The 5,297-nt window shown below is 40.9% G+C and carries 7 protein-coding genes and 1 pseudogene; 5 read left to right on the forward strand and 3 right to left on the reverse strand.

Annotated features, from left to right (window positions below; all coding sequences use genetic code 11):
- The first annotated feature begins 304 nt into the window (after positions 1-304).
- The gene (locus tag DFP97_RS29850; protein ID WP_114384298.1) at positions 305-793 is read left to right on the forward strand and encodes a hypothetical protein; all 489 of its coding nucleotides are present in this window, start codon (positions 305-307) and stop codon (positions 791-793) included.
- A gap of 95 nt (positions 794-888) precedes the next feature.
- Here the strand turns inward: DFP97_RS29850 and DFP97_RS29855 are convergent, their stop codons facing one another.
- Both DFP97_RS29855 and DFP97_RS32445 read right to left on the reverse strand, forming a co-directional pair.
- On the reverse strand, positions 889-1,497 hold the full coding sequence (locus DFP97_RS29855; protein WP_114384299.1) for a GNAT family N-acetyltransferase: 609 nt from the start codon (positions 1,495-1,497) through the stop codon (positions 889-891).
- 2 nt (positions 1,498-1,499) lie between these two features.
- The gene (locus tag DFP97_RS32445; protein ID WP_114384300.1) at positions 1,500-2,090 is read right to left on the reverse strand and encodes a TetR/AcrR family transcriptional regulator; all 591 of its coding nucleotides are present in this window, start codon (positions 2,088-2,090) and stop codon (positions 1,500-1,502) included.
- Positions 2,091-2,438: 348 nt separating this feature from the next.
- On the opposite strand from DFP97_RS32445, the gene DFP97_RS32450 reads away from it, so the two are divergent.
- Both DFP97_RS32450 and DFP97_RS32455 read left to right on the forward strand, forming a co-directional pair.
- Complete coding sequence (locus DFP97_RS32450; protein WP_484216281.1) at positions 2,439-2,729, forward strand: Ger(x)C family spore germination protein; 291 nt, start codon at positions 2,439-2,441, stop codon at positions 2,727-2,729.
- A complete protein-coding gene (locus DFP97_RS32455) occupies positions 2,684-2,920 on the forward strand; it encodes a Ger(x)C family spore germination protein (RefSeq protein WP_484216282.1) in 237 nt (78 codons plus the stop codon). The genes DFP97_RS32450 and DFP97_RS32455 overlap by 46 nt, the downstream gene beginning before the upstream one ends.
- Here the strand turns inward: DFP97_RS32455 and DFP97_RS29870 are convergent.
- Positions 2,860-3,021, reverse strand: a pseudogene (locus DFP97_RS29870) (IS110 family transposase); the annotation flags it as partial. The gene DFP97_RS32455 and the pseudogene DFP97_RS29870 overlap by 61 nt on opposite strands.
- Before the next feature lie 329 nt (positions 3,022-3,350).
- On the opposite strand from DFP97_RS29870, the gene DFP97_RS29875 reads away from it, so the two are divergent.
- Both DFP97_RS29875 and DFP97_RS29880 read left to right on the forward strand, forming a co-directional pair.
- Positions 3,351-3,869: a GNAT family N-acetyltransferase gene (locus DFP97_RS29875; protein ID WP_220271206.1), complete on the forward strand. Its 519-nt coding sequence runs from the start codon at positions 3,351-3,353 to the stop codon at positions 3,867-3,869.
- 476 nt (positions 3,870-4,345) lie between these two features.
- Positions 4,346-5,026: a class I SAM-dependent methyltransferase gene (locus DFP97_RS29880; RefSeq protein ID WP_114384302.1), complete on the forward strand. Its 681-nt coding sequence runs from the start codon at positions 4,346-4,348 to the stop codon at positions 5,024-5,026.
- The last annotated feature ends 271 nt before the right edge of the window (positions 5,027-5,297 follow it).

Raw genomic sequence — 5,297 nt, forward strand, 5'->3', positions numbered from 1 at the left:
ATGCACCGTGGTCGTCGGAGTCAGACTAACGGATGGGCTCTAACGCACCATAGTTGATCGACCTTCTTCTCCCAGCCGTAGTAGAAGTATTGACGACTTTTCCATTTTCATCCTCTGTGGTGCAGCGCTGTTTCTCGCGCTGCATGAATGGCTAACGGGGATGATAGCGTTCAATAAAGACACCACGGCAGCCGGCCAACGATCGACTGCCGTTTCCATTGAAGTAACGGGCAGGATAGTGCAACTTAGTGAGTGTGTTTGCGTTTATTAAAGAAACGGTTTGAAAAAATAAAAGAGGTGTGAGATGAAGCGAAAAATTGCTGTCTTACTTACGATTGTTACAATAGTTATAAGCATATTCTCCATTTGGTACTTCACACCCAAGCGGTACTCAGAGACAGTGGATGGTGTTTATTATCAACTAGGAACGGAAGGAATAAGCGAGGGTATAAAAGTACATGTTGACGGGAAATTGCAAAATCATATGGATGGCAAAAGAACCTTTAAAACTGGTTTTAGTATGGGTGGAGAGGGAACATTGGATTTTGCTTCAAAGACACCAGAATTTTTTTCAGCCATAGTTCCAATTTCAGGGGCTAACGGAAGCGGCATTACAATCAGAAGGCAACCAGCAAAGCGGCATACGCGCCGAAAACTAAACTACAAAATAAGGCTTTTCAAGATGCAGCAAGTAGTAAGGAAAATACCTAAGAAATATACGCGGATTTCGTACGCTAAGAGATGTCGGAGGACAAGAACATATATCCATAAAAGACAAGAACATATGTATTGATTAAAATCATTTTAACGGAGCTTGGACACATACCAATCAATGTAATATGAGCAGACCACCCAGGGGCGGACTGCTCTATGTATCGCGTATTACATTCATACCAATTTTTTTGACATTCTGTATAAGGATAACGCCGGCTTCTCAATCTCTCCCGTTTTTTGATATCCGATTTTCTCATACAGCTTGATCGCAAGAAGATTTTCTTTTTTTACGGTAAGCGAGCATTTAAGATAGCCTTGCAAAACAGCTTGCTCCTCGGCAAATCGGATTAACGCGGAACCTACCCCCAAGCCTCTGCTTTCTGGCAGTGCAGCCAGTGTCCCAATATGGAACTCATCTTCCCTGCCCTCTTTCAAAGTGATCATGGAATAACATTCTTTCCAATTCATCAAGTTATAGCCGATAAGCCCCCACTTTCGATAAGAAAGAAGTTTCAAGAAGGTGGGCCATGCAAGGCGATTCATCAGCGTAATGGGGTAACAGGTAATCATTCCCAGGGTTTGTTTTCCCATTTTTGCTTCGAAAGCATACTGATGACTGAAGCGGTTGTTGTCCCATCGCCATAATTGATTGAATGTTTCGTTTGTTGTGCTATCTTCTTTAGAGCCCGCAAGCGAATATGCCATATAGTCAAGCGCCAATTGATTCAATCGTCCTCCTACTGACGAATTGGGATCAGCCTTGTTAATTGTGACTTTATTCATTTTTAACACTCCCTTATATCTATAATACATTTACCATTTCTTTTTAATAATCCATATAAAATAATATTGTTCATCTCTTTGAATCCGGACTCGAAGCTGACTTGATGATTTGCAAGAAAGTCATAGTCTAAAAGTTTTTTGAGTGTTTCATTCAGCATTAACTTAAGTATGACGGTATCTATTACTTCAAGTTCTTCATTCTTTATACCTTGCTCAATCAATTGCATGACTGGATCCCATATCGTATTCAGGTGATGATTTGTTTTTTTCCACAAATCAGGATAATGTCGCTGCAAATCCTCCATATGTCGAACGATAGAACTGACACTGTATGCATCGGGAATATTCTGAAAACATAGTATGATTTTTTCAGGGAGTGTAAGTTCGTTTCTTTCCATTATTTCGGTATCCGAGGCAACAATTTCACTAAAAACAAAGTCGATCGTTTTTTCTATGATTTCATGTTTTGAAGCAAAATACGCATAAATAGTACGTTTACTCGTACCGAGTTCTTTTGCCAAATCCTCGGTTGTGAATCGAATCCCTTTGTTTCCAAATAGTTTTAAAGTTTTTAAATACAGATTTTTCTCCATGTAATTATTATCTTCCCTCCTGCCACCCGAAACTTCTGGTACTATAAATGTTTTTACAGTACCAATATACTTATTATTTCCGCCTTTGTCAATTCCGTGCCATATCTGGGTCCGATTCAGCCGCTCCGGCCGCGCCAGCTGTTGGATGTCTTCGTTCGCGCACCGCTCATATACACGGACCGCTCTCCGCGCCGGAAACAAAGTTCCAGACCGGCGCAACAAAAGTCCGAATGAAGAAAGAATGAAAATTTGATGAAATGTCTTCAGCTGACTCTCGTTCTTCTGCTTATTTCGATAACGCAAACCGGATGCTGGAACAGAGTTGAATTGACTGAAAAAGGGTTTATCATGGGAGTCGCGATTGACCAAATCAAGCCGGGTACACTCAAGCTTAGCGTCCAGCTGTACAAGCCGGGACAAATGGCTGGCGGCCAAGGAGGCAAACAAGATAATTCCTTTTTCAATATTGAAACCAAGAGCGAATCGATATTTGATGCTGTCCGCGATATTACGCTTCATCTCGGGCGAAAGGCCCAATTTAGCCATATGCGGGTTATCATTATCAATGAAAAACAGCCAAACGGGAAGACCTTATCTCTCTTCTTGAATTTTTTTACCGGGATCTTGAGCCGCACTTAAATACGAAGGTACTGATCTCCGAAGGAGATGCAAGCGAGTTTCTGAAGATTAAGCCTCTAATCGAACAAACGGTCACTCAACAGCTAAACCGGATGCAGGAAATTGGAAATGTGGAACTGGCAAACGCATGGTCGTTCGAAAACATAATTGGGCGATTGGTGAGGACAATACCTCGAAAGTTAATCGCTTGAGCAGCATGTTTCTCCTTGGCAATGTCGATGCCAATGACAAGAGTGGAAGTGGAAATACGTTCTACTCGTTGATTTTGAGCTTTAATTAGTCTAGACTTCATGATAACGCCTCCTAAGGTGAGTTCTGAGGGCTTCAACCCAGTACATACTCATCCTAGCGGGGCGTTCGTTTTTCTGCAAACCGAATCTACTAACACCTACAGGAATGTTAACGGGCAGTGGAATTTTAAGGTCATTAAGTAAGGTACATTTATAGTCATTACCAATATAGTAATAAACCTTGTATGAGATGGAGATGCACTATTAGCGTCGAGACGTTTGTCACGTTGCTGTCGGTGGTGATGTTTTCGTATAATCCTTTTTTACCATGTTAGTTCATACCAAGTGTTGTATTGTTATGTTATGAATAGGAGGAGAGTCGAACACTTTTTTGATACGGAAAGCAATTAGAAAAATGATAAACAAAGGGCTATCCAGCGGATGGCTGCTTTTAAGAAAGGGAGTATCTGTGCAAATAGAATCGATTATTTATAGCGATAAGTTGTGGCAAGTCGTTGCTGAGTATGCGCAGGAATGTTCTTGGAGAGCAGGAGCCAATTTAGCGAAACAAATGAAAGAATGCCATTTTTCAGACTGGGAAAGAGTTTTTGCAGCACTTGATGGTGATCACATTGCTGGTTATTGCACTTTAGCAAAAACCGACTGCATACCTGATATTCCCTATACACCTTATATCGGGTTCGTGTTTGTGGGAGAGCAGTACAGAGGCAATCGATTAAGCGAAAAGTTGATTTTATCTGCCTTGGCATACGCGAAGGTATTGGGTTTTGATAAAGTATACCTTGTCAGTGACCATGTTAATTTGTACGAAAAATATGGCTTCGTGAAGATAGATGAGAAAGAAGCACCTTGGGGAGCAATGGAGACCATTTTTATGCAACTGACGTAACATGCTGCCACCTAGCAAAGGATGGCCCTAAAACTTGCCGTTACAGACAGCGTGTGGAACCGTATCACAAAGTAAACCAGAGCATTAAGCTAACGGGTACAAGAGCTCAATAACTCCTCATTAAAGAATTGAAGAAATAAGGCCTTAAAATGTAATCCAATTGTAACTTTTGTTTTATCTCCTGTTAATGTTTCCAGGGTAATATAGACCTTGACCCCCTTTTTGATATATAAACTTGAACCCGCGGCCCGTTGCTTAGCGGGTTCCTTTTTTGTTTTAAACATTTACATTCAATGTGTTGCTTTATTGAAGTAACTGGCAGAATAGTCAAAACGATTATTCTTTGATAAACTTGGTATATCTAGGGAATGGAGGCGGTTTACATGAAAAGTAAGAATTATAATGGGCAAAAAAACGGGGGACATAGCGACTAATTAGCCCTATAACTGCGACTCCCCATTAGGGAGAATAAAGTCTTGAATAATCCTTTCCAAAGTATCCAAAACCCAACTCCATTAGGCGCAGGCTCATACGAAATGGCTCTGCCGCTGATTACTGCTTTAGAATTGAAGCCAGGTATGCGTGTATTAGAGATAGGTGCTGGCACTGGTCAAGTTGCTGCAACATTAGCTAAAAATTGGGGAGTTACAGTAATTACATTAGAACTATGGGAAAATTTGAATGTAATCCAAGAATATGCGTCAGAACAAGGTGCAGATAATGATGTTCTAGCACTGAAGGCGAATGCCGAACTTATGCCGTTTCCTGACGAAGCATTTGATGCAGTCTTTAGTATCGGCTCCTTTTTTATGATTGAGGATAGGGAACAGGCTCTGAAAGAAATCACACGCGTTACTCGAACTAATGGTTTTTTTGGAATTGCTGAGCCTATGTGTACATTTAATCCAGTGCCGCCTGGTTTGGAGAATTTTGATATCTTTCACTCTTATAATAAATGGCTTCGGACGTTGGATTGGAATCGCAATTTAATTCAGGGTCAAGGTTTTTTAATTACCGATAGCTATTACTTCTCTGAGGGGTACCAATGGATGCTCGATAATTTCCGATATTACGATGGAGAAAAGGATTTTATTTTGCACGATGAAGGACGTTGGTTGGGTCTAGGGCTTGCTGTTGGTAAGAAAATGTATCGGTAAGCTTTGATTTACAGAGAATGAGTCTTGAACACTAGGGCTACTATAGTAATCTTTAGTTACGCTAACGGGTACGATAGTGGGGGAGCTGCCGCGAGGACAGCTCCTTTTTGGTGCTCATTGAAGTAACGGGCAGGTTAACGCAACATAACAATTATTGGAAACGTCTAAAGAAAAAAGAGTACGGAGGTGTAAGATGATATTTTTGTCTGTTTGCATAATATTCGTTGCTATCTCGATCGTCGTTCTAAGAAAAGCTGGTGTCCTATACTCT

The sequence above is a fragment of the Paenibacillus prosopidis genome, from assembly GCF_003337375.1.
GTDB classification, from domain to species: domain Bacteria; phylum Bacillota; class Bacilli; order Paenibacillales; family Paenibacillaceae; genus Pristimantibacillus; species Pristimantibacillus prosopidis.

What these genes read in the sequence shown, in the direction of transcription:
- DFP97_RS29850 (WP_114384298.1), top strand. Translation starts at nt 305, where the DNA reads ATGAAGCGAAAAATTGCTGTCTTACTTACGATTGTTACAATAGTTATA.
- DFP97_RS29855 (WP_114384299.1), bottom strand. Translation starts at nt 1,497, where the DNA reads ATGAATAAAGTCACAATTAACAAGGCTGATCCCAATTCGTCAGTAGGA.
- DFP97_RS32445 (WP_114384300.1), bottom strand. Translation starts at nt 2,090, where the DNA reads ATGGAGAAAAATCTGTATTTAAAAACTTTAAAACTATTTGGAAACAAA.
- DFP97_RS32450 (WP_484216281.1), top strand. Translation starts at nt 2,439, where the DNA reads ATGGGAGTCGCGATTGACCAAATCAAGCCGGGTACACTCAAGCTTAGC.